This is a genomic window from Rhodococcus sp. LMD (assembly GCF_056108245.1).
The window spans coordinates 4,946,818-4,969,675 of the sequence record NZ_CM148557.1 but is presented as its reverse complement, the minus strand read 5'-3'; the positions used below and the strand labels follow the sequence as shown (position 1 = coordinate 4,969,675).

General features: G+C 69.7%; 23 protein-coding genes. 14 read left to right on the top strand and 9 right to left on the bottom strand.

Translation table 11 applies throughout. The features are described 5' to 3' along the window. Positions 1-187 precede the first annotated feature (187 nt). Positions 188-1,186, bottom strand: coding sequence for a 2Fe-2S iron-sulfur cluster-binding protein (locus tag ACWPQI_RS22750; protein ID WP_010596894.1), 999 nt, complete (start codon positions 1,184-1,186; stop codon positions 188-190). A gap of 26 nt (positions 1,187-1,212) precedes the next feature. Then, positions 1,213-2,424 (bottom strand): cytochrome P450, encoded by a 1,212-nt coding sequence (locus ACWPQI_RS22745; RefSeq protein ID WP_010596895.1) that lies wholly within the window; start codon positions 2,422-2,424, stop codon positions 1,213-1,215. A 171-nt stretch (positions 2,425-2,595) separates the two neighbouring features. Between ACWPQI_RS22745 and ACWPQI_RS22740 the strand changes: the two genes are divergently transcribed. Further along, on the top strand, positions 2,596-3,528 hold the full coding sequence (locus ACWPQI_RS22740) for an AraC family transcriptional regulator (protein ID WP_454297260.1): 933 nt from the start codon (positions 2,596-2,598) through the stop codon (positions 3,526-3,528). A 69-nt stretch (positions 3,529-3,597) separates the two neighbouring features. Here ACWPQI_RS22740 and ACWPQI_RS22735 read toward each other — a convergent pair whose 3' ends face one another. The 3 genes from ACWPQI_RS22735 to ACWPQI_RS22725 form a co-directional block, all read right to left on the bottom strand. Continuing rightward, complete coding sequence (locus ACWPQI_RS22735; RefSeq protein ID WP_017679770.1) at positions 3,598-4,089, bottom strand: hypothetical protein; 492 nt, start codon at positions 4,087-4,089, stop codon at positions 3,598-3,600. Between the two features lie 70 nt (positions 4,090-4,159). Beyond that, complete coding sequence (locus tag ACWPQI_RS22730) at positions 4,160-5,779, bottom strand: 4-hydroxyphenylacetate 3-hydroxylase family protein (RefSeq protein ID WP_017679769.1); 1,620 nt, start codon at positions 5,777-5,779, stop codon at positions 4,160-4,162. A 47-nt stretch (positions 5,780-5,826) separates the two neighbouring features. Next, a complete protein-coding gene (locus ACWPQI_RS22725; RefSeq protein ID WP_010595767.1) occupies positions 5,827-6,390 on the bottom strand; it encodes a flavin reductase family protein in 564 nt (187 codons plus the stop codon). A gap of 317 nt (positions 6,391-6,707) precedes the next feature. Between ACWPQI_RS22725 and ACWPQI_RS22720 the strand changes: the two genes are divergently transcribed. Then, positions 6,708-7,658 carry an AraC family transcriptional regulator gene (locus ACWPQI_RS22720; RefSeq protein WP_017679768.1) on the top strand — a complete coding sequence of 317 codons (951 nt, stop codon included), beginning with the start codon at positions 6,708-6,710 and terminating at the stop codon, positions 7,656-7,658. A 6-nt stretch (positions 7,659-7,664) separates the two neighbouring features. On the opposite strand, the gene ACWPQI_RS22715 is transcribed toward ACWPQI_RS22720, so the two are convergent. After that, complete coding sequence (locus ACWPQI_RS22715; protein WP_010595764.1) at positions 7,665-8,435, bottom strand: IclR family transcriptional regulator domain-containing protein; 771 nt, start codon at positions 8,433-8,435, stop codon at positions 7,665-7,667. Between the two features lie 197 nt (positions 8,436-8,632). Here ACWPQI_RS22715 and catA point away from each other — a divergent pair, with 197 nt between their 5' ends. The 5 genes from catA (at position 8,633) to ACWPQI_RS22690 (ending at position 13,298) form a co-directional block, all read left to right on the top strand. Beyond that, positions 8,633-9,484, top strand: a complete 852-nt coding sequence (catA, locus tag ACWPQI_RS22710; protein ID WP_010595763.1) for a catechol 1,2-dioxygenase — start codon at positions 8,633-8,635, stop codon at positions 9,482-9,484. 127 nt (positions 9,485-9,611) lie between these two features. After that, the gene (locus ACWPQI_RS22705; RefSeq protein WP_040271007.1) at positions 9,612-10,739 is read left to right on the top strand and encodes a muconate/chloromuconate family cycloisomerase; all 1,128 of its coding nucleotides are present in this window, start codon (positions 9,612-9,614) and stop codon (positions 10,737-10,739) included. Positions 10,740-10,809: 70 nt separating this feature from the next. Next, entirely contained in the window at positions 10,810-11,097 is a 288-nt protein-coding gene (gene catC, locus ACWPQI_RS22700) for a muconolactone Delta-isomerase (RefSeq protein WP_010595761.1), read from the top strand. A 24-nt stretch (positions 11,098-11,121) separates the two neighbouring features. Then, positions 11,122-12,255 (top strand): alkaline phosphatase family protein, encoded by a 1,134-nt coding sequence (locus ACWPQI_RS22695; RefSeq protein WP_010595760.1) that lies wholly within the window; start codon positions 11,122-11,124, stop codon positions 12,253-12,255. 65 nt (positions 12,256-12,320) lie between these two features. Continuing rightward, positions 12,321-13,298 carry an alpha/beta hydrolase gene (locus tag ACWPQI_RS22690; RefSeq protein WP_064065628.1) on the top strand — a complete coding sequence of 326 codons (978 nt, stop codon included), beginning with the start codon at positions 12,321-12,323 and terminating at the stop codon, positions 13,296-13,298. A 154-nt stretch (positions 13,299-13,452) separates the two neighbouring features. Here the strand turns inward: ACWPQI_RS22690 and ygiD are convergent, their stop codons facing one another. From ygiD to ACWPQI_RS22675, 3 genes are all read right to left on the bottom strand, one after another. Further along, on the bottom strand, positions 13,453-14,295 hold the full coding sequence (gene ygiD / locus ACWPQI_RS22685) for a 4,5-DOPA-extradiol-dioxygenase (protein WP_010595757.1): 843 nt from the start codon (positions 14,293-14,295) through the stop codon (positions 13,453-13,455). 25 nt (positions 14,296-14,320) lie between these two features. Continuing rightward, the gene (locus tag ACWPQI_RS22680; RefSeq protein ID WP_010595756.1) at positions 14,321-15,157 is read right to left on the bottom strand and encodes an alpha/beta hydrolase; all 837 of its coding nucleotides are present in this window, start codon (positions 15,155-15,157) and stop codon (positions 14,321-14,323) included. Positions 15,158-15,254: 97 nt separating this feature from the next. Then, complete coding sequence (locus ACWPQI_RS22675; protein WP_010595755.1) at positions 15,255-16,157, bottom strand: LysR family transcriptional regulator; 903 nt, start codon at positions 16,155-16,157, stop codon at positions 15,255-15,257. Positions 16,158-16,299: 142 nt separating this feature from the next. Between ACWPQI_RS22675 and ACWPQI_RS22670 the strand changes: the two genes are divergently transcribed. The 7 genes from ACWPQI_RS22670 to ACWPQI_RS22640 all read left to right on the top strand — a co-directional run bounded on the left by ACWPQI_RS22670 (position 16,300) and on the right by ACWPQI_RS22640 (position 22,852). After that, positions 16,300-17,670 carry an NAD(P)/FAD-dependent oxidoreductase gene (locus ACWPQI_RS22670; RefSeq protein WP_017679765.1) on the top strand — a complete coding sequence of 457 codons (1,371 nt, stop codon included), beginning with the start codon at positions 16,300-16,302 and terminating at the stop codon, positions 17,668-17,670. A gap of 123 nt (positions 17,671-17,793) precedes the next feature. Beyond that, entirely contained in the window at positions 17,794-18,546 is a 753-nt protein-coding gene (locus ACWPQI_RS22665; RefSeq protein ID WP_017679764.1) for an isocitrate lyase/PEP mutase family protein, read from the top strand. Between the two features lie 80 nt (positions 18,547-18,626). After that, complete coding sequence (locus tag ACWPQI_RS22660) at positions 18,627-19,148, top strand: MarR family winged helix-turn-helix transcriptional regulator (protein ID WP_237211364.1); 522 nt, start codon at positions 18,627-18,629, stop codon at positions 19,146-19,148. A gap of 241 nt (positions 19,149-19,389) precedes the next feature. Further along, positions 19,390-20,949, top strand: a complete 1,560-nt coding sequence (locus ACWPQI_RS22655; protein WP_237211265.1) for an aldehyde dehydrogenase — start codon at positions 19,390-19,392, stop codon at positions 20,947-20,949. Next, a complete protein-coding gene (locus ACWPQI_RS22650; RefSeq protein ID WP_040271002.1) occupies positions 20,946-21,317 on the top strand; it encodes a RidA family protein in 372 nt (123 codons plus the stop codon). Before ACWPQI_RS22655 ends, ACWPQI_RS22650 begins: the two co-directional genes overlap by 4 nt. A gap of 29 nt (positions 21,318-21,346) precedes the next feature. Next, entirely contained in the window at positions 21,347-21,859 is a 513-nt protein-coding gene (locus ACWPQI_RS22645) for a cupin domain-containing protein (protein WP_010595749.1), read from the top strand. 105 nt (positions 21,860-21,964) lie between these two features. Continuing rightward, on the top strand, positions 21,965-22,852 hold the full coding sequence (locus tag ACWPQI_RS22640; protein WP_040271000.1) for a PDR/VanB family oxidoreductase: 888 nt from the start codon (positions 21,965-21,967) through the stop codon (positions 22,850-22,852). The last annotated feature ends 6 nt before the right edge of the window (positions 22,853-22,858 follow it).

Here is a 22,858-nt window from a genome sequence, read left to right as displayed (position 1 = left end):
GTCGGTCGGCCCCGGATGGCGAGCGGGGCTGTCTCCGCGTTGCCATTCAGACTGCCAGCATGTGGCCGTAGTCACACCAGGCAAATACCTAGGCCTACCTAGGACCCTCGGCAGGAGGGTAAGAGGTCCTCAATCGCCCGGTGCGTCCTTTGGGCTGCCGGGGCAGCCCAAAGGACGCACCGGGCGACTACGCCGCCGAGACGAACTTCTCCCGGTGGATCCGCCGCGGCGACATCCGTCGCCGCTTGAACGCCTTGACGGCGCTGTCGACGAACGCCTCGGAGCCGCAGATGTAGCCGGTGTACTCCTTCGCCGACGCCACATCCTCGACGAACGCGTCGGTCGCGTAGCCCTCACGGTCGCCGCCGGTCTCGCGACTCAGGCACGTGACCAGCCGGAAGCCCGGGTACTGGCCTTCCCATTCCCGCAGCAGTGCGACGTCGTACAGGTCCTCGGCCGTACGCACCCCGTGGTAGACGGTGATCTCCCGGTGCGGTTCGAGCGCCAGTGCGTGCCGCACGATGCTCTTCATCGGTGCGAGTCCAGTCCCGCCCGCGAGCAGAACCATCGGTCCCGTCGACTCGGCGTCGAAGGTGAAGTCGCCGAACGGTCCCGTGACGTCGACCCGGTCCCCGACCGAGACGGTCCCGAAGATCCATCCGTCGCTGGCCACCCCGCCCGGCCGGCGCCGGATGTGCAGTTCGAGCAGCTTCGGCTCGCTCGGCGGGTTCGCGAGGGAGTACTGCCGCCGGACATCCGTGCCGGGCACCGTCACCTCGACGTACTGCCCCGCCGAGAACTCGAGCGGTGTGTCCAGGGTGAGCAGGACGCGCCGGGTGTCGCGTGCGATGTCGCGGACCTCGGTCACCGTGGCGACGAGATCCCGCAGCACGTGCGTGGCCGCGGTCTGCTCGCCCGCGGGAGGTTCGACGACGGTGTCCGCACCGACGGTCGCCTGGCAGGCCAGGGCGAATCCGTCGGCCCGCTCGGTCGGCGGCAGGGTGTCCTCGGGCGAGGCGTTGTGCTCGACCGAGCCGGAACGGACGCGGATCTTGCACGTGCCGCACGTGCCCTGGTTGCAGGAGTTGGGCATCCACACGCCGCCGCGGAGGAGGGCGTCGAGGACGGTCTGATCGGGTCCGCACGGCACGGTGGTGGTGCCGACGGTGACGGTGTGCTGGGTCATGGCAGTTTCCTGATCGCTCGACGAGGTCAGATTTCCCACGTGACGTGCAGCGCGGTGGGGCCGCGGAAACCCCAGCCCCAGAACTCGACGTCGGCGTCGGTGTCCCGCTCCAGGTTGGGGATGGTCTCGAGCAGCTCCTCGAGCCCGATGCGGCACACGTGGTTGGCGAAGTAGATGCCTGCGCACGCGTGCTTGCCGGCGCCGAACGCCAGGTGCGGCAGCGGGGGACGGGTCAGGTCGTACGCGGTGGGGGCGTCGTACTTGCCGGTGTCGTGGTTGGCCGAGCCGTACGACAGGATCACCACGGTGCCCTCGGCGATGTCGATTCCGGCCACCGTCGTGTCGCGGGTCGCGATGCGCGCGGTCGCGGACCAGATCGGCGACGTCCAGCGCATGCCCTCGGCGATCGCGCGGGGAATCAGATCCGGGTCGTCGACGACGGCCTCGAACTGCTCGGGCCGGGTGAACAGGCCGGCGAGGGTCGAGCCCATCGCGTGGCCCGGCTCCTGCATGGCGCCGAGCAGGAACACGTACAGCGTCGGGTAGATGTAGTCCCGGCCGCGGGTCTGTCCTTCCGGCATGCCGTCGTGCAGCCAGTGCGAGATCGCACTGTCGTCCGGGTGCTCGATCCAATGGTCGATCAGCGGGTCCACGACGGCCTGGATCTCGGCCTTCGCACGGTCGCCGTCCGCGAACCGCTCCTGGTTGGTGAACTCGCCGTTCTCGTCGACCGCGGCATTGGTGAACGACAGCGACAGCCGGTGGAACCAGTCGCGCAGCGTGTCGGAGGAGACGTCCTTCAGGCCGAGCAGGTCGCCGAGCGCGCGGACGCTGACCGGCTCGCAGAACTGGGCCATGAGGTCGGCCCTGCCGTCGGACTCGAAGGCCTCGACGTACCGGCGGGCGATCGGCCGGACCAGGTCGTCGATCCACCGGTCCACCTCGGCCGGCTGCAGCGCCGGCTCGACCATCGAGCGCAGATCCTCGTGGATGTCGCCGTTGACGCCGATGATCGCGGGATGCCCGAAGGTGCGGCCACCGGCGGGCGTGATGACGGCCTCGAAGTCGCCGCTGGTCGCAATGGCGTGGCAGGCCTCGGTGGTCGAGGCGACGTAGGCGCCGAGCACCGGCACGTAGGCGACGGGTGCCTCGGCGCGCAGCCGCTCGTACACGGGGTACGGGTTGCGTTCGAGCTGGGTCATGGTGATCTCGTCGATCCACGAAAGGGTGCTCGTCATGGGTTCTGCTCCTGGATGTGTCGTCGGCCGCGACGCACGCCCGGGTGGGTCGTCGTCGTGTGACCGGGAACATATGACGGGGGTCACGCCGGCGCCGAGACGATGTGCGCGGCGGCTGGACACATCGCGCGACTTTGTGTGATCGGGGTCTCCGATCCGTACTCTCGGGGTGTGAGCACGGCCGAGATCGGAGACTGGGACGCCGCGTCCCGGGCGGTGGCGGACGCGTACTTCCCGCACGAGCTGACCGATCTGTCGGGTACGGACCGGCCCGCGCTGTCGTTGCGGACCGTCGACCTGGGTGGGGTGACCCTCGGACGCCTGCACTGGGGTGCCGACGTCGCGATCGCGTGCGACTATCCCGGCGCGTACGAGGTGAACATCCCGCTCACCGGCCGGCTCGAGTCGCGCGGCAGCCACGGCGAGGTCGTGTCGGCGCCCGGTCAGGCCACCGTGTTCCGGGCCGACACGCCGAGCATGATCACCCGATGGGGCGCAACGTGTTCCGTTCTCGGTGTCAAGTTCGACCGGGACCACCTGGAGCGGGAGGCCGACCGGATCCTCGGTTCGCCGGTGCGCACGAAGCTGGTGCTGCCCGACCAGCTGGACCTGACCGGCCCGGCGAGCGAATGGCACGGGCTGGTACGGGCGCTGTCCGAACAGCTCGACGGCGGCCTGGAGATGGTGAGCAACCCGATCGTCGGTGCCCAGCTCGCCGGGGCGGTCACCGCGGCGTTCGTCCTCGCCGTCTCCCCGCAGGACGGGCCGGCCGCTCCGCCGCGGCCGGGCATGGTCCGCCGCGTCCTCGACGCCCTGAACGACGATCCCGCCCGGGCGTGGACCGCGGCCGACATGGCCGAGCTGGCCGGGACCAGCGTCCGGCGCCTGCAGGAGGCGTTCGCCGACTACGTCGGGGCCAGTCCGTCGGCGTGCCTGCTCGACATCCGGCTCAGCCGCGCGCACGACGACCTGGTTGCCGGCGCCGGGGCGGTCACGGTCGCCGACGTGGCCTACCGGTGGGGTTTCGGTCACCCCGGACGGTTCGCCACGGCGTTCAAGCGGCGCTACGGGACGACGCCGGCGCAGGTGCTGCGCGGCCGGTGACACAGCAGTCCCGGATGTCGACAACCGTCGCGAAGGCTGTCGATGTCCGGGACCGGTGTCGCTGTGGGCCTACCCGACCCAGAACTGCGGGGTGGGCCGGTCGAACGACAACTCCGGGAAGTCGTCGTCGCAGATCGGTACCCGGGCGCGGCGCTCGACGTAGTCGTGGCCGTAGTCGCGCATGTGACCGAGGCACGCGACGGTGTATCCCACGGGATCGGGGTGGGCGGTGGTGGCCGGCCGGAAGAGATTGGGAAAACCATTCTCCGTCAACGTGGTTGCCGTGCACCGCGCACCGTCGCGGCCGTGCAGTGGGAGGGTGCCGTCCCCGTCGACGACGAACTTGGCGCGCGCGACGACGGTCGCTCCGTCGACGATCTCCCAGCGGTGGTCGACCTCGTCGTAGCGGGCGGCGGTGGCCTCGTCGGCCTCCAGCACGGCCAAGCGCACCTCGTCGCGCAGGCGGGTGGCCGCCCGCCGGGAGGCGAAGGAGTGCCCGAGGACCACGGCGTCGAACTCCGGGACCGGGGCGGGGACGACGAACGTCGATGCGGTGGTCATCGCGGCACTCCTTCGCGGGTGGAACGCCGCGCGCGGGCGGCAGGGGATCGCCCGCGCGCGGCAGCTGGGGTTACTTGCGGTAGTAGGCGCTGACGTCGTCGTTGCCGATCAGGTCGGGCACGGTCCAGCCGTCGAGGTCGTACTCGCTCATGAACTGCTCGGCCAGGCCCTTCATGCCGGAGACGATGCCGCGGTTCTCGGCGGCGAACAGCAGCTCGGCCTTGACGTTCTCGTGGTTGCCGGAGTAGTTGCGCTCGTAGAGTTCGTGGCGGCCGCCGAATTCGGAGCCGATCGAGTCCCACAGCGCCTTCATCACCTTGACCCGGTCCACCGCGGTGATGCCGTCCGAGCCGCGGACGTACTTGTCCAGGTACGGGCGCACCTCGGGGCTCTTGAAGTCCGCGGCCGACGAGGGCAGGTAGATCAGGCCCGACGCGACGTCCTGCTCGATGATCTCCTTGATGCGCGGGTAGCCCTGGATCATGAACATCCGGTAGGTCAGGCCGTATTCGAGCTTCGGGATGACGGTGTCCCCGATCCAGGGCTCGGGGTCGCGGGCCATCGACTCGGTCAGCGACCAGAACAGGTTGCGCCAGCCGATGACCTCGCCGACGCGGGTCTGCACGCCGCGGAACCCGCCGGCGCCGGTCGCGTCGAGGGCCTTCATCAGCAGGCCGGCGATGAAGTCGAGCTTGACCGCCAGACGGGTGCAGCCCTGGAAGGTGAACCGGGGCAGGAAGCCGGACTGCGGGAAGAACGCGTTGATCTTCTCCACGTCGCCGTACATGAAGACGTTCTCCCACGGCACCAGCACCTTGTCGAAGATGAAGATGGCGTCGTTCTCGTCCATGCGCGAGGAGAGCGGGTAGTCGAACGGCGAGCCGACGACGGCGGCGTTCTGGCTGTAGGAGGCCCGGGAGATGAGCTTGATGCCCGGCGCGTCCATCGGCACCGTGCAGATCAGGGCGAATTCCTTCTTCTTGATCGGCAGGCCGTAGTGGGCGATGAAGTTGTAGTTGGTGATCGCCGAGCCGGTGGCGACGACCTTGGCGCCGGAGACGATCAGGCCCGCGTCGGTCTCCTTCTCGACCTTCATGAACACGTCCCCGACCTGGTCGGGCGGGAGCTGACGGTCCACCGGGGGGTTGATGATGGCGTGGTTCCAGTACAGGACCTTCTCCTGCGATTCGCGGTACCAGCGCTCGGCGTTGTCCTGGAACGGGGCGTAGAGCTCGCTGTTGGCGTTGAGCGTGCCGAGGAAGGAGGCCTTGTAGTCGGGGGACCGGCCCATCCAGCCGTAGGTCATCCGCGCCCAGGTGGCGATGGCGTCGCGCTCTTTCAGCAGGTCGTCGGAGGTCTTCGGGGTGCGGAAGAACGGCATGGTCACCCCGCCGTTGCCGGTGTCGGTGGGGCAGGTGAGGGTGCCGACGTGCTCACCGGTGTGCAGCGCGTCGTACAGCCGGGCGGTCATGCGGATGGAGTTGCGGAACGCCGGGTGGTTGGTGAAGTCCTTGACGCGCTCGCCGTGCAGCCAGATCTCGCGGCCGTCCTTGATCGACTCGATGTACTCGTCGCCGGTCATCGGTCGCGTGGCGAAGTTCTGCTGCCGGTTCGCCGGGGCGTCGGCGGCGACGTTGACCTCGGAACGGTCGATCGCGTTCTCGTCGGGACGGGACTCGAGGGTGGTCATGGCTGTCTCCTTGCGAATGGGACGTGACTGGGATGGAAGATGCGGGGTCAGCGGACGGCGGTGTCGACGTGCAGCGGGGTGAACCGGGTCCGGGCGTCGAACCAGCCGCTGTGCGGGTCGTCCATCGACCCGTTCCACGCCGCGGAGGCGCTCGGTGCGCCGAGTTCGTGGAAGGTGCTGCGGTAGAACAGCAGCGGCTCGGTGTCGCGGCACTGCGCGTCGACGATCTCGCCGATGTAGATGACGTGGTCGCCGCCGTCGTACTCGCGCCACGGAACGCAGGACAGGGTTGCCGCTGCTCCGGTGAGCACCGGTGCGGTGGGGCCGTCCTCGAACACCGGGCCGGGGGTCTGCGGCCGGCCGGCGAAGTGCAGGGCGGTGTCGACCTGGTCGGCGGCGAGGATGTTCACCGCGAACGGCGCGCCGGAGAGGAAGGCGCACGCCTTGGACGTCCGGGTCAGGGTGACCTGGCACAGGCGGGGCTCGAGGGAGACCGCGGTGAACGCGGTGACCGTTGCGCCGTGCGGGGTGCCCTCGTGGTTGGCGCAGGTGATCACGGTGACGCCACTTGCGAACTGTCCGAAGATGTTTCGGAGCCGACGCTGATCCATTTCGGCGCTCCTTGCCGGTCGTTCCGTCGTGATGTGATGTAGACCATAGGAGCGGTCGGACGGCCTTCGCGATCCGCTGAGCGCGGTCGCTATCCGTTCGACGCGGTCGTCATGACGAACGACGCTGTTTGCCCGGGGACGTGTTGCTCATCACACTGGGTAGTAGTGTTCGCGGACACGGGCTGAAAGCCCTCGGACGACACGGGCTGAAAGCCCTCGGACGACACGGGCTGAAAGCCCTCGGACGACACGGGCTGAAAGCCCTCGGACGACACGGGCTGAAATGCCCCGAGGATGCAGGGCCGAAGGTCCCGAGAATGCACACGGGAGGTGCACACGTGGTGTCGACGCCGGAGCCGGTCGACTGGGACGAGGCCGAGCATGTGGTGTCCGACGCGTATTTCCCGCACACCCTGACCCCGCTCGCACGAGGTTCGGAACCCCATGTCAACGTGCGGTCGCTGCAGCTCGGTCCGCTGCGGCTCGCGCGTATCGGCTGGGGGGCCGAGGTCGCGGTGGATTCGGATCATCCGGGTGCGTACGCGGTCAACATCCCGCTGTCCGGCCACATCGAGTCGGTGGCGGCGGGACAGGAAGTGAGTTCCGCCCAGGGGCAGGCCTCGGTGTTCCGGCCCGACACGGCGGCGCGGATCACCCGGTGGACCGAGGACTGCGAGATCGTCGGAGTCAAGCTCGACCGTGACTACCTCGACCGCGAGATGCACCGGATCCTCGGTCGTCCCGACCTCGGGCTGCCCGACCAGGTGGACCTGACGAGCGAGGCGGGGCGGAGCTGGATGGCCCTGCTGCAGTCGGTGGTCGAGCAGCTGCGGGCGGACGAGGGGCTGTGGCGCAACCCCCTCGTCGCCGACCAGCTTTCCGGGGCGCTGACCTCGGCATTCGTGCTCGCCGTGATGCCGAACGCGGGTGCCGGCACGGCGGCGCGGCCACGGATCGTCAAGCGCGTTCTCGACCGCATCCACGAGGACCCGGCGCAGCCGTGGACCACCGCGGACATGGCCGAGCTGGCGGGTGTGAGTGTGCGCCGGCTGCAGGAGGGCTTCCGCGAGTACCTCGGTGTCTGTCCCCGCGACTACCTGCTCGATCTGCGGCTCGAGCGGATCCACGAGGAACTCGCGGCCGGCGACCCGGCGACGACGTCGGTCACGGACGTGGCCCTGCGCTGGGGGATGACCCACACCGGCCGATTCGCGGCCGCCTACCGCCGCAAGTACGGGGTGGCGCCGTCGGCGACCCTGCGGGGTTGACGCGCCCTATCCGCGGTATCCGAGGTCGGCGCCGAGGGCGTGCGCGGACTTCATCAGGCATTCCGCGGCGAGCTCGCGGAACTCCCCGGGTGTGTGCCGGGCCGTCGATGTCGAGCAGGCGAGCACGCCGACCACGGTGCCGGTCGCGTCCCGGACCGGCGCCGCGGCCGAGATCAGCCCCTCCTCGAGCTCGGCGGAGGTGAGCGCGTAGCCCTGGGCACGCACGCGCGCGAGCTCGGCGCGCAATTCGTCGGCGTTGCGCACGGTGGCGGTGGCGAGCTTCTCGAAGCGGGTCGCGGCGACGACCTGCTCGACGAGTTCCTCGGGTGCCCACGCCAGCAGCGCCCGGCCCATCGACGTGGCGTACGCCGGGACCCGGGTGCCGACCGAGACGTTGATGCTCATGATGCGGCGCACGGGGACGCGGGCGGCGTAGACGACCTCCGCGCCGTCGAGCACCCCGAGGGAGGCGGATTCGCCGGTGTACTCGGCGATCTCCACCAGTCGCGGCATGGCCGCCTCGACCAGGGCGTGGGAGGCGGAGTAGTGCTGGCCGATGCTGAGCACGCGCGGGGTCAGCGACCAGCGGCTGCCGGTGCTGGTCACGTAGCCGAGCTTCTGCAGGGTGAGCAGGATGCGGCGCACCGCAGGGCGGGACAGGTCGGTCTTCGCTGCCAGTTCGGCGAGGGACGGGGTGGGATGCCGCTCGTCGAACGCGAGCAGCACCGCGAAGCCCCGTTCGATGCTCTGGACGAAATCCCGGTCCTGACTAGGCATTGTGGTCTCCTACCTGCGGTTTCGGGCAATCCGGGCGCCCGGGTGTTGACAATCACCTGTGACTGGACGCACAGTGTGTGTACGCACTGCGATACGGAAGTACGCACAGCGTACAACCCGAGTGGCGAGAGCGCCAGCCCCGCGATCACCACCCACAGCTTTCGCGACCACCGTTCGAGCCTCGCCGAGGAGGACACATGACCACCACCGAAAACCCCACCGCCCACGCCTCGGGCAACGCCGCCACCGACAAGTTCAAGAGCGAGCGGGTCTCGTCGGACACGTCGGTCGAGCGCGCCGCTGCCATCTACAAGGACGTGCTCGGTGCGTTCGCCGAGATCATCCACAAGCACCAGGTCACCTACGACGAGTACCGGGTGCTCAAGCAGTGGATGATCGACGTCGGCGAGTACGGCGAGTGGCCGCTGTGGCTGGACGTCTTCGTCGAGCACGAGATCGAGGAAGTGCACTACAACCGCAAGCACTTCTCCGGCACCAAGGGCAGCATCGAGGGCCCCTACTACGTGCCGGACTCGCCGAAGCTGCCGGCCAAGTGCACCATGCCGATGCGCGAGCAGGACAAGGCCGCCGAGGCGCTGATCTTCAAGGGCCAGGTCACCGACCTCGAGGGCAAGGGCCTGCAGGGCGCCACCGTCGAGCTGTGGCACGCCGACGAGGAGGGCTACTACTCGCAGTTCGCCCCCGGCATCCCCGAGTGGAACCTGCGCGGCACCATCGAGTGCGACGACGAGGGCAACTTCGAGATCACCACGCTCAAGCCCGCGCCCTACAAGATCCCGGCCGACGGCCCGACCGGCTGGTTCATCGACTCCTACGGCGGCCACCCGTGGCGTCCCGCCCACCTGCACCTCATGGTGAAGGCGCCGGGCAAGCGCGCCATCACCACCCAGCTCTACTTCCAGGGCGGCGAGTGGGTCGAGGACGACGTCGCGACCGCGACCAAGCCCGAGCTGATCCTGGACCCGCAGCCGAACGCCGACGGCGTCGACGAGGTGACCTACAACTTCGCGCTCGACCCCGAGGCCTGAGCACTCCTGTGAACCGGGTCCACGAGTGGTGACGAATGCCGGTGTCCGCCAAGGGCACCGGCATTCGTCGTCGCGGAGGCCCGGCTGTTGCCCGCATCACCGCCGAAATCCGATTGTGAGCTGTTCGATGTCCGACCCCGACCTGAAGATCGTCTCGATCGATACGACGATCGTCGACGTACCGCTCGTGCGTCCCCACAAGTTCGCCACCACCACCGCCGAGAAGCAACCCATCCTGCTCGTGGCGATCACCACCGCGGGCGGGGTCACCGGCCACGGAGAGGGCGTCGTCCCCGGCGGTCCGTGGTGGGGCGGCGAATCCGTCGAGACCATGAAGGCGATCGTCGACCGCTACATCGCCCCCTACATCACCGGCCGCGGCGTCGACGAGATCAGCGGCATCATGGTCGACATCGAACGCGTCGTCTCCGGCGCCCGTTTCGCCAAGGCGGCCGTCGATGTCGCCCTGCACGACGCGTGGGCCCGCGCCCTCGGCGTCGGGGTGCACACCCTGCTCGGTGGCGCCTTCCGCACCGGCGTCGACGTGCGGTGGGCGCTCGGTGCGGCACCGGTCGAAGAAATCCTCGAGGAGGTCGAGGAGAAGATGGCGGCACGGCTGAACTTCGCGTTCAAGCTCAAGATGGGCGCGCTCGACCCGAAGGTCGACACCGAACGCGTCGTCACGATCGCTCAGGCCCTCGAGGGCAAGGCCGGCGTGAGCATCGACGTCAACGCCCGCTGGGACCGGTTCACCGCGCTGCGATACGTTCCGCAACTCGTCGACGGCGGTGTCGAGCTCATCGAGCAGCCCACCCCCGGCGAGCAGCGTGAAGTGCTCGCCGAGATCAACCGGCTCGTGTCCGCCCCGGTGATGGCCGACGAGTCCGTGCAGACCCCGCACGACGCCCTCGAGATCGCCAAGCTCGGGGCCGCCGACGTCATCGCCCTCAAGACCACCAAGTGCGGTGGTCTGCAGCGCAGCAAGGAGGTCGTGGCGGTCGCGAAGGCTGCCGGAATCCGCTGCCACGGCGCCACTTCGATCGAAGGACCCATCGGCACCGCGGCATCCGTCCACTTCGCCTGCGCCGAGCCGGGAATCAACTACGGCACCGAACTGTTCGGGCCGCAGCTGTTCGCCGTCGAACTCCTGCAGACCCCGCTGGACTACTCCGAGGGTCAGGTGCACCTGCCCCAGGGACCCGGCCTCGGCGTCGAACTCGACATGGACGTCGTCAAGCACCTCGCCCGCGACTGACCACCCCCCGTGCGCGGTTCCGGTAGCACCCGCTACCGGAACCGCGCACGGCCCGAAAGGAGTACCGACCATGGCACTGTTCCACGTTCGCATGGACGTCGACATCCCCCGCGACCTCGACCCCGAGGTGCGCGCCGAGACCGTCGCGCGGGAGAAGGCGTACAGCCAGGAACTGCAGCGCGAGGGCAAGTGGCGGGAGATCTGGCGCATCGTCGGCAAGTACAGCAACATCAGCATCTTCGACGTCGACTCCGCCGACGAACTCCACGAGATCCTGTGGAACCTGCCGCTGTTCCCGTACATGAACATCGAGATCATGCCGCTGACCAAGCACGGGTCCGACATCAAGGACCAGTGACGCCCGGCAGGCCATACTCGGGTAATGGACCTGCCGCTGCACGACGTCTACGCCGAACCCACCCTCGCGGATCTGATGCCGTCCGTCCTCGCGTCCGCGGGGGTGCCCGGTGAGGCCAACCGTCTCGCCCTCCCCGAGCAGTCCCGCACCGTCGTGCTGCTCGTCGACGGCATGGGGTGGAACCTCCTGCGACGAAATGCGGCCGCCGCCCCCTTTCTCACCGGCCTCGACGGCCGGCCGATCCGCGCCGGATTTCCCACCACCACCGCGGTGAGCATCGCCTCGCTCGGCACCGGCCTGGCCTCCGGCGCCCACGCCGTGACCGGCTACCAGTCCTACGTCGAGGAGATCGACGCCCCGTTCAACTGGCTGCGCTGGACCCTCGCGGGGACCGCCGTCGATCAGCGCGAGCGATTCGTCCCCGAATGGATACAGCCCCACCCGACGGTGTTCGAACGCGCCGACGCGGCCGGGCTGACGGTGACCACCGTCGTGCCCCGCAGTTTCGACGGCAGCGGCCTCACCCGGGCCGTGCTGCGCGGCGGCAACTTCGTCGGTGTCTCCGCCTACGGTGACCTGCTCGCCCACGTCGTCGCCGCCGTCACCGCCGACGACCGCACCCTCGTCTACTGCTACCTCGGCGAGGTCGACACGGTCGGGCACCTGTACGGACCCGAGTCCCCCTCCTGGACCGCGCAGCTGACCGTCGTCGACCGGTTCGTCGAGCAGCTCGTCGCCGCCCTGCCCGCCGGGACGCGGCTGCTGATCACCGCCGATCACGGCATGATCGACGCCTCCCGGGGCCGGCGCGTCGACTTCGACCATCTCCCCGCTCTCGCGGAGGACGTCGACGTGATCGCGGGCGAACCCCGCTGCCGGCACGTGCACACCCGGCGACCCGGCGCGGTGCTCGAGCGGTGGCGCAACGAACTCGGGGACGACCTGTGGGTCGGCACCCGCGACGACGTGATCGCCGGCGGACTGTTCGGCCCGGACCCCTCGCCCGCCGCGTGCCGGCGCATCGGTGACGTCGTCGCGATCGGGCTCGGCGAGTCCACGGTGATCCGTACCGACGGCGAGCTGGTCATGTCGCAGCTGCCCGGACAGCACGGTGCGCTGACCGACGAGGAGCTCCTGGTGCCGTTGCTGCAGGTCTGAGGCGGCGGATACGTGTGACGGAGAGTACCTCGACCGGGTGCCGGACCCGTCCTATCGTGGCGTACATGCGCACCCACGGATCGACGATCTGGCACTGGACGGTGAGCCTGCGGGCCATCCTCGTCTTCTGGTTCGTGCGGATCTTCGTCAAGCCGCTGTTCGCCTACTGGCCGGCCACCGACCGCGGGATCGAGGCCCTCAGCCGGCTCGACCGTCGCGTGGACAAGATGCTGCCCCGCCCGCGCAACGTCGACATCGATCCCCTCACCCTCGGCGGGGTGCCCAGTGAACGCATCGAACCGCCGCGTCCCGCCGCGGACTCCCTCGCCGGCGCGACGATCCTCTACTTCCACGGTGGCGCTTTCGTCTTCTGCGGGCTCGCCACGCACCGCACGGTGTGTTCGCTGCTCGCCACCGAATCGGGGGTGCCGGTGTACTCCGTCGCCTACCGGCAGCTACCTGTCGGTTCGATCGGGACGTCCGTCATCGACGCGATGGCCGCGTACACCGGGCTGCTCGAGACGGCCGAGGACCCCACGCGCATCGTCGTCGCCGGCGACTCGGCCGGAGGTTACCTGGCGATGAAGGTCGCCGAGATCGCCGCGCTGCGCGGCATGATCCGCCCGGCCGCGGTGATCGGCTACTCGCCGCTGCTCAACCTCGATCTCGAGGAGCACGATCCCGACTTCATGAAGCGCGACGCGTACCTGCCGATGCGGCAGGTGGAGAAGCTGCGCGACCGCTGGCTCGCCGGCCCCGATCACATCGAAGGCGCCCAGTCCCCGGTCCGCGCCGATCCGGCACTGTTCCCGCCCGCGTTCTTCTCCGTCGCCGAATACGAGATCACCCGCCCCGACGTCGAGATCATGACCGAGGCGTTCGACGAGGTGGGCACGACGGTCGAGACGCACCTGTGGGCCGGTCAGGTGCACGCCTTCCCCGTCATCGGGCAGGTGCTGCCCGAGGCGCGGACACTGCTGCAGCACAGCATCGACTTCGCGCGGCGCACCGTCGTCGCGGAGGAGCGTCGCCACACGGCGTGATCCTGGGTGGCCGAACCCCGGGTGGCCGACCCCCTCGGGCCGACCCCCTGGGTGGCTGACCCCCTGGGTGGCCGAATGTCACATTCGGTCGACTGCATCGACGCGATGTGACATTCGGCCACAATCACAATCACAATCACAATCACAACCACAATCACGCATTGGTGTTCACCGGGTCCGGGGTTGTGGGGAACCCAGCGGACGGGGGACCGTCGTCACCGGCCGCGCACGTGAGACCGAGGGTGTAGGCGCTCATCGACAGCGACCCGTACGCGAAGCCGTCGATCAGCGGTTCGACGAGGTCCTCGCCCACGCCCGCCAGGCCCGCGAAGTACAGCAGCGGCAGGAAGTGGTCCGGGGTGGGAACCGCGTGGTCGAAGTCCGCGTGCCCGTCGAGGGCTGCGACTCCCTCGGGGCGGTCCATGACCATGACCCGCGCGGCGGCGTCGAACCGGTGCGCCCAGTCGAACCCCTCGTCCGGGCGGCGACGATCCATGCCGGCCAGGTTGTGCACGATGTTCCCGCTGCCGACGATCAGCACGCCGCGGTCGCGCAGTGGGGCGAGCTTCGCGCCGAGCTCGAGGTGGTAGTCGAAGTCGCGGTAGGCGTTCAGGCTCAACTGCACCACCGGCACGTCCGCCTCGGGGAAGGCGTGGGTGAGCACCGACCAGGTACCGTGGTCGACACCCCACGAGTCGACGTCCGCACCCACCCACGTCGGATGGACGACGTCGGCGATCTCCTCGGCCAGCTCCGGCAGCCCGGCCGCGGGGTAGTCGACGTCGAACAGCTCCTGCGGGAATCCGTAGAAGTCGTGGATGGTGCGCGGGTTCGGCATCGCGGTCACCGCGGTGGCGTTGATGTACCAGTGCGCCGAGATCGCGAGTATCGCCCGGGGCGTCGGCACCGCGGAACCGAACGCCCGCCACGCCCTGGTGTAGCGATTCGACTCGAGCGCGTTCATCGGGCTGCCGTGGCCGACGAACGCGGCCGGCATGCGCGCGGACGGAGCGGCTGTCACCTCAGCCGAGCCTCGGTCGGAGCCATTCCACCAGGTCGTCGAGTACCTGCTTCTTCTCCGGCTCGTTGAACACCTCGTGGTAGAGGCCCTCGTACAACTTGAGCGTCACGTCCTGCGACCCGACCAGGTCGGCGACGAGCCGGCTGCCGGACGGCGCGGTGAGCCGGTCCTCGGTGCCGTGCTGCAGCAGGATCGGCAGATCCAGCGCGGGGAGCCGGGCCGGCAGGCTCTCTCCCGTGGTGACCAGTGCGCGGGCGATGCCGGCGGGTACGAGACCGTGGTGCACGAGCGGATCGGCTTCGTACGCGGCGACGACGTCGGGGTCGCGCGAGATGCCCGCCGAGTCGAGCTTCTGCACCGGCAGCTGCGGTAGGACGCGCCCGATCACCTTGCCGAGTGCGACGACGGGCCGCGGCGTGCCGGAGGTGACGTCGACGGCGGGACCGGACAGTGCGAGGGCCGTGAGCTCGTCGGGGTGCTCGAGCGCATAGGCCAGGGCGATGGCTCCGCCCATCGAATGGCCCAGCAGGACCCGCGGCAGGCCGGGCTGATCGAACGCGGCGATGCCGACCAGGCGATGCACGTCGCCGGTGAACTGGTCCATGTCCCGCACGAACACTCGTCGGCCGCCCGAGCGGCCGTGCCCGCGGTGGTCGAGGGCGTAGACGACGAGACCCAGCTCGCCGAGGCGCTCGACCACGTGGTCGTACCGGCGGGCGTGCTCACCGAAGCCGTGGCAGAGCACCAGCACGCCCGCGGGGTCGCCGTCGGGCGACCACACGTCGTACACGACGCGGGTGCCGTCGGCACTGGTGAACGAGGTCTCGGTTCGCTGCATGATCGCTCCTCACCGCGTGGGTCCGCCGCCGGCTCGGGCCATCCTTCCACGAAACGGCACCGGATCGGTACGCATTGCGACGACCGCGCGGCGGTGTTCAGCTCTCCGGTCCCGGTGGTGTCCGGCTGGTCATCGACTGGTGCAGCGCGAGGATCAGGCTCGACATGGCCGCCGATCGGGGCGCGTCGTTGCGGAGTACCCCGCACACGGGGATGCTGAGCCGGTTGCGCGCCTCGCGCATGTAGGCCAGGCCGGTCCGGGGGGTCTCCGCGGCGGTGCTCGGGTACAGAACCGTCCACGCCCGCGGATTGGTGATGACGTCGAGGGTGGCGGTGTGGTCGCTCGCGATCGACGGCCCGAGCTGCACCCGGCGTCCCACCGCCCGGAAGGCGTCCTCGATCACCGTGTGGATGAGCACCTGGCTGTGCCGGGGCGGCAGGAGCAGCGGGTAGGGCGCGAGATCGCCGAGGTCGACGGTGGAGAACGCGGAGAGCGGGTGCCGGCTCGACGTGACGATGACCAGATCCTCGATGCCCAGGTCCACGGTCTCGAGTCCGGGGCGGTCGACGCCGCCCCGGATCAGGGCGATGTCGGCGTCGCCGCCGGCGACGGCGTCGATCCGGTCGGCGAAGCTCTTGATGACGAACTCGATGTCGACCGCCGGGTACTGCTCCCGGACATGCGCGATGGCGTCGAGGCTCTGGGATGCGAAGGTCATGTTCGCGGCGATCCGGATGCGGTTGCGCGGCTCGCGCGCCACCGAGAACGCCTGCGCTTCGAGGCTCAGCACCTGCTGGGCGATGGGGACCAGGCGCGAGCCGGCCGGGGTCAGCCGCACCATCCGCGTCGACCGCTCGAACAGCGACGCACCGAGTTCCTTCTCGAGCCGAGTGATCTGATGGCTGATCGCGGACTGGGAGATGAAGCACTTCTGGGCGGCCTTGCTGAAGCTCAGCTCCTCGCTGACGGCGAGGAAGTACCGCAGCTGCCGGAAATCCATACCCCCATCCTACTTATGAGCGATCGAGATAAGAGCTCCCCGAATTCGGCAGGTTGGTGGCCTCGACGGCCCCCCGTCCATACGGTGGGTGTCATACATCGACTTCAGTGTGGAGGTAGAGGTAATCGTGAGTAGCACAGCAGTGACCGACCGGACCGAGGTCGTCGTCGTCGGTTCGGGCTTCGGCGCGCTGGCGACGGCGAAGAAGCTCGCCAAGGCCGGGACGCCGTTCGTCCTGATCTCCGAGACCACCGAACATCTCTTCCAGCCCCTGCTGTACCAGGTCGCCACCGGTGTCCTCTCGGCCGGGGAGATCGCTCCGTCGATCCGCTCCATTCTCGCGAAGTACCCGAACGCGGACGTGCGGCTCGGCCGCGTCGTCGACGTACGGCCCGACGAGCACGAGGTCGACTACGTCGCCGGTGGCACCGTGCACACGGTCGGCTACCGGTCGCTCGTCGCAGCGACGGGCGCCCGGCAGGCGTACTTCGGCCGCGACGAGTTCGAGAAGGTCACCTACGCCCTCAAGACCGTGGAGGACGCCGAGCGGCTCCGCCGGCAGATCCTGCGGTGCTTCGAGGAGGCGCACACCACCACCGACCCGGAGCGCCGCCGCAACCTGCTGAGCTTCGTGGTCATCGGTGCCGGCGCGACGGGCGTCGAGCTCGCCGGCCAGATCAAGGAACTCGCGGGCCGCTACTTCGAGCAGTCGTTCCACGACATCAGCGCCGACGACGTGTCCGTCACCCTCGTCGAGGGCGCGGGCGAGGCCCTCCCGGCCTTCGGTGGCAAGCTCAGCGAGTACACCAAGCAGTCGCTGCAGAAGTCGGGCGTCGACGTCGTGCTCGACACGTTCGTCACCGACATCGACGAGCACGGTGCCACCCTGAAGGCGAAGAACGACGAGGAGCGCCGGATCACCGCCGAGACCATCATCTGGTCGGCCGGGGTGCGTGCCAACGACTTCGCCGGCGTCCTCGCCGAGCGCACCGGCTGCGCCACCGACCGCGCGGGCCGGCTGCTGGTCAACCCGGATCTCACCGTGGGCGGCTACGCCGACGTGTACGCCATCGGCGACATGACGTCGCTGAACAATCTGCCGGGGCAGTCGCCCGTCGCGATGCAGGGCGGCCGCCACGTCGCCCGCACGATCCTCGGCAAGCAGGGCAAGGGCACCCCGTTCAAGTACCGGGACAAGGGCAGCATGGCCATCATCAACCGCTTCCGCGCGATCACCCGCGTCGGAAAGATCGAGCTGAGCGGCTTCGTCGCCTGGGTGCTGTGGCTGGCCGTGCACCTGGTCTACATGGTGGGCTTCCGCAACCGCTACGTCGCAGTGATGTCGTGGTTCGGATCCTTCCTCGGTCACCGTCGCCCCCACTTCCACTACGCGCAGGAAGCGGTGAGGCTCGACGCGGACGTCCCCGACGACATGACCGTCTCCGCTGTACCGCCCCGGGCGGACCGCGCTGCCGAGAAGAAGCCGGAACCCGAGAAGGTCAGCGTCCGGTAGGACGACTCGACGAGACACCGGGCCCCGTGCCGTTCACCACGAACGGCACGGGGCCCGGTCGTCTCGCGCCCGGGAGTGGTCCGTTCGCCGGAACGGCGGCGGACGGGTGTGGTTGGATGCGGCATGACGACTCTCGCCGAGCAGGCCGTAGCGCTGAAGTCCCTGCACGTCCCGGGTGACCCGGTGGTGCTGCCGACCGTGTGGGACGCCTGGTCGGCGAATCTGGCCGTGCAGGCCGGTTTTTCCGCGTTGACGATGGGCAGTCATCCGGTCGCCGACTCGGTCGGCAAGCCGGACAACGAGGGGATGACGTTCGAGGAGCTGCTGACCCGGGTCCGGCAGGTCACTGCGGCGGTCGACGTCCCGATCTCGGTGGACGTGGAGGCCGGCTACGGTGAGGTCCCTGCTCGCATCGTCGAGGGGCTGCTGGGTGCGGGTGCTGTCGGGTTGAACATCGAGGACACCGTGCACAGTGAGGGCGGCCGGCTGCGCGAGCCGGCCGAGCACGCCGAGTACGTGGCCGGGTTGCGTGCCGCCGCCGACGCCGCGGGGGTGCACCTGGTGGTCAATGCCCGCACCGATCTGTTCGTCAAGAAGGTCGGGGCCGAGTCGGACCGGGTGGACCGGGCGATCGACCGTCTGAAGCTGGCCGCCGACGCAGGCGCCGATGTGCTCTATCCGGTCGGCTTCCACAGCGACGAGACACAGCGGCGCCTGACGTCGGAACTGCCGTTGCCGGTCAATGCGATCGCCCACCCGGCGAAGAACGAGCTCGCGTCGTTCGCTGCTCTCGGCGTCGGCCGGATCAGCTTCGGGCCGTTGCTGCAGGCCACCCTGGCCGAGCGGGCGGGCGAGCTGCTGGGGCGGTGGCGCTGACCGGTTCCGCAGCGCGCGTTCACCGGCCGCGCCGCGGGTAGACTCCCGGCATTGTGGGAGAGCCTGGAGAACGCGACGCCGTGGACGCCATCGTCGCGCACTGGGCGGTGGCCCGTCCCGAACTCGACGTCTCGGGGCTGAAGGTCTTCGGGCGTCTGCATCGGAGCTTCCTCGTCTACAAGTCCCGGATCGCGCCCACTTTCGAGGAGCACGGGATCAACGATTCGGGATTCGACGTCCTCGCCTGCCTGCGCCGCGCAGTGCCCCATCATCGGCTCACCGCGGGGGAGCTCGCCGAGCAGACGCTGGTCACCACCGGAGGGCTGTCGCTGCGGGTGAACCGGCTCGAGGAGGCGGGCCTGGTGACCCGATCGAAGGACAGCCAGGACGCCCGCGTCGTGTACGTCGAGCTCACCTCTGCCGGCGCCGCGCTCGTCGACTCGGTCGCCGACGCGCACTTCGCCAAACTGCGCGCGATGCTCGGCGACCTCGACGCGGGCGAGCGCGAGACGCTGGCGCGTCTGCTCGCCCGTCTGGAGCGCTCTGCCCGCGCGGCCGAGTTCGATGCTGCTGCCGATTCGGGTGCCGATCGTCGGGTCTGACGGTCCGGCCGACAAAAAATTTCGAGAAGGGCTATGACGCCCGCCACACCGCTGTGACCTGCGTCTCCTTCGTTTCGAGGCCGTGAATGCGGCGTAACAACCGGCTGATCTGGGCGTTCGAGCCTTGACCTCTTTGCGCTAAGACGCTACAAATCTCTTAGTGCAAAGATATCGATTCGGCGCGCACCACCCACCGCGAGCACCGTGGTCCGCGTCCCTCCCCACCGAACGGACCTCCCTCATGCCCCTTGCGTACGCGTCCCCCCTCCAGGCGGGAACCGCCGAGCACGCCGAGTCCGTCGACACGGTCGACGAGATCCTCGTCGCCGGCCGCTGGCGACGCGGCCTCGGAGAGCGCCTCGAGTCCGTCGACCCCGCGACGGGCCGGGTCTTCGCCGGCTTGCACACGGCGACCGTCGACGACGTCGACCGGGCTGTCACCGAGGGACTGCGGGCCGCGCACGGCGGATGGTCGTCGCTGCTCCCGCACGAACGGGCCCGGGTGCTGCACCGCATCGGCAACGCCCTCGACGACGAGGCCGATCGCGTCGCCCGGTTGCAGACCCTCGACACGGGCAAGACCCTGGCCGAGACCCGGGCACTGGTTGCCAGCGCCGCCAACACCTTTCGCTACACGGCGGCCGCTCTCGAGACGATGGACTCGGCCGTGACCACGCCCCGGGGGCCGTGGCTGACCATGTCGACGTACCAGCCGATGGGTGTCGTCGCCGCGATCACGCCGTGGAACTCCCCGATCGCGTCCGACGCACAGAAGATCGCCCCCGCGCTCGCCGCCGGCAACGCCGTCGTGAGCAAGCCGCCGGTGTGGGCCCCGTGGGTGACCCTGCTCCTCGCCCGCATCTGCGAGGCGGCCGGTCTGCCCGCCGGCGTCCTCTCGGTCCTGCCGGGTTCGGGGCGCACGGTCGGCGAGGCGCTGGTCCGGCATCCCGACGTCGCCAAGGTCAGTTTCACCGGCGGCACCGACACCGGTCGCCACCTCGCGCACCTGGCCGCCGACAAGCTCATGCCGATCACGCTCGAACTCGGCGGCAAGTCCCCGACGATCGTGTTCGAGGACGCCGTCCCCGAACAGGCCCTCGCCGGCGTGCTCTACGGCATCTTCTCCTCGGCCGGGCAGAGCTGCATCGCCGGCTCACGGATCTTCGTGCACCGCAGCATCGCCGAGACCTTCACCGCCGAACTCGTCCGGCGCGCAGGGGCGCTGCGCCTCGGACCCGGCACCGACCCGCGCACCCGGGTGGCCCCGCTGGTCACCTTCGCCCACCGGGACCGGGTGGCCGCCATGGTCGACGACGCCGTCGCCGACGGGGCCCGGGTGCTGTGCGGGGGCGCGATCCCGACCGACGAACGGCTCACCTGCGGTGCGTACTACCCGCCCACGGTGCTCGCCGGGGTCGACAACGCCGCGACGATCTGCCGCGAGGAGGTCTTCGGCCCGGTGGCCGTCGTGCTGCCCTTCGACGACGAGGAGGACCTGATCGCGCAGGCGAACGACTCGGTGTACGGGCTGGCCTGCGGCATCTGGACCGCGGACTACCGACGGGCGTGGCGCGTGGCCGGCGCGGTGAAGGCGGGCACCGTCTGGATCAACACCTACAAGCAGTTCAGCATCTCGACCCCCTTCACCGGTCTCGGCGACAGCGGTCTCGGCACCGAGAAGGGACGCGAGGGCATCCGCCAGTACTGCGACCAGAAGAGTATCTACCTCGACCTGTCCGGCGACCCGATCGCCTGGGCCACCCCCGACCCGACAGAAACCCGAAAGGACCCCTCCCGGTGACCGATTCGACGACCGCGACCCACGACCGCACCGCTCACCCGTACAGTCCCGCCTACGCCGCCGCCGGCTTCGGGTTCGTCTCCGGCGCCCTGTCGGTCGACGAACACGGCATCGCCGTCGACGGCACGACCGCCGCCCTCGACGCCGCGATCGCCCGCCTCGGCGAGCGCCTGGCGACCATCGGCATGACCCTGTCCGACGTCGTCAAGACGACGTACTTCGTGACCGACGTGACGCTCCGCGACCAGGCGAACCGCCACTACGAGAAGGTCTTCGCCGCTCCCCGCCCAGCCCGCTCGTTCGTCGAGGTCGCCGCCCTGCCCTACGGCGCCACCGTCGAGATCGAAGCCGTGGCATACCGCGCCTGAACCACCCACCGCACGAAAGGACCACCGACATGGCCGCACCCGAGAAGACCGATCTCGAAACCCTCATCGACTCCTGCATCGCCAGCCGTGACAGCCGCTACGAGGACTGGGACACCCTCGGCTTCCAGGCCGCCAAGGGCGGAGACCGCTTCAAGCGCGCCCAGATCCGCTACATCGGGTCCGGTGCCACCGGCAACCACGAGGGCGACGCCCGCACGCTGCCCGCCGAGCACTTCACCCTGTCCAACATGCGGCTGCCCGCCGGCGCGGTCGGGCCCGAGCACACCCACCACGACGTCGAAGAGGTGTTCTTCGTGCTCGAGGGCGAGCTCGAGGTCGCGGTCCACGACGTCGAGGACGGCACCCGCAAGGCCGTCCGCCGGCTCGGTTACCGCGACATGATCCGCGTGCCCGCCGGAGTGCCGCGCAGCCTCGCGAACGTCGGCGACACCGACGCGCTGTTCTGCGTGATCATCGGCGCCGCCAAGCCACAGCTGCCCACCTACCCGCCGAGCTCGGAGATGTACGGCGTCACCCGCTGACGCCACCGAGAAGACCCGCCGACAGGGAGATCCCCGATGGAGCAGTCCGTCCGACGTCGCCTCCGCGTCCACCAGAAAACCTGGGAGGCAGACGGAGTCACCAGCGTGACGTTCGTCGATCCGGCCGGTGCCGCGTTGCCGCAGTGGCAGCCGGGTGCGCATCTCGCCCTGCACCTGCCGAACGGGGTGGTGCGCGAGTACTCGCTGTGCTCGGATCCGCAGGACACCACGCGCTGGACGGTCGCGGTGCTGCGCGCCGAGCGTTCCCGCGGCGGCAGCGCCTACGTGCACGAATCGTTGCAGATCGGCGCGGAGATCGACGTCGACGGACCGCGCAGCGCCTTCGCCCTCGACGACGCCGCGACCGAACACGTCCTCGTGGCCGGCGGTATCGGCATCACCCCGATCGTCGCGATGATGCGGCGGCTGCGCGCCGAGGGACGACCGTGGCGCCTGCTCTACGCCGGACGCTCCCGGGCGGCGATGGCGTTCGTCGACGAGATCGCCGCCGGACCCGCCGGGCAGGTGACCGTCCACGCCGACGACGAGGCCGGTGGTCTGCCGGACCTCGCGGGGACCCTGTCGGGCCTCGCCCCGACCGCCGTCGTCTACTGCTGCGGACCGGCACCGCTCATCGATGCGGTCACCGCCGCGGTCCCGGACCCCGGCCAGGTCCGCACCGAGCGGTTCGCGGCCCCGGAACCGGCGCCGCGCTCGGGGGAGGACACCGCCTTCGACGTGATCGTCGAGAGCACCGGCCGGCGCATCCCGGTGCCGCCGACCGTGTCGGTGCTCGACGCCCTCACCGCCGCCGGTGTGCCCGTGCCGAACTCGTGCACCGAAGGTATCTGCGGGACGTGCGAAGTCGGGGTGATCAAAGGCGACGTGGACCACCGCGACTTCCTGCTCACCGAGTCCGAGCACGCCGCCGGATCGACGATGTTTCCGTGCGTGTCCCGGTGCCGCTCTGCCGAACTCGTGCTGGATCTGTGAGAAGGG